The organism is Virgibacillus sp. M23 (assembly GCF_034190895.1).
In the GTDB taxonomy this organism is placed as follows: Bacteria; Bacillota; Bacilli; order Bacillales; family Amphibacillaceae; genus Virgibacillus; species Virgibacillus salarius.
The window spans coordinates 1-634 of record NZ_JAWDHA010000158.1; the positions used below are offsets into that span (position 1 = coordinate 1).

Sequence of the window (634 nt, forward strand, 5' to 3'; positions counted from 1 at the left end):
CTCAGCTTCCACTGTTCTTAATTCTTCATCAAGTTTTTTAATTTCTTCGCCGACTTCACGCATTTCTTTAATAATGTGGTCCGCGTCTTTTTTCTCACGTTTCAGCACAGCAACCTGCTGAGACACTTCATTCCGTTTTACTTTTAACTCTTCAACCTTGCCGATAAGCTCTCTTCGTCTGTCATCTAACTCCTCAAACTTATCAAAATCAGTTAAGTCTTCGCCTTTGTGAACAAGCTTCGCTTTAATCTCTTGAAAATTTGCTCTCAGCATTTTCGTATCAAGCATGCGAAACACTCCTTTTTATTGATTTGTCGAAAATAAAAAGAGCCCTCATCCCCATAAAGGGACGAGAGCTCTCGCGTTGCCACACTGATTGAAAACAAATCAATGACTCGTTTTCCACTTTCACACATAACGGTTATCCCGTAAATGCCTACTTGTTTCAGCATTTCGCTCAAGGATGGATTCAGACAGCATCTTTCACCGATTCGCACCAACCATCGGCTCTCTTAGAAAGAGAGGCTCCCTACTAGTTCCTATCAACGCTTTTCGATCTTTATTTGTGCTTATAATGTACTATAAGTTTCCACAGCTTTCAACTGTTTTATACAAGTGCCTTCTGTTTGTATTC

Annotated in this window: 1 pseudogene and 1 other annotated feature; the pseudogene reads right to left on the reverse strand. The window is 40.1% G+C overall.

The features are described 5' to 3' along the window. Positions 1 to 288 (reverse strand): annotated as a pseudogene (locus RVS70_RS21780) (serine--tRNA ligase); the annotation flags it as partial. Between the two features lie 54 nt (positions 289 to 342). Beyond that, positions 343 to 555, reverse strand: a binding site (T-box leader). Positions 556 to 634: the final 79 nt, after the last annotated feature.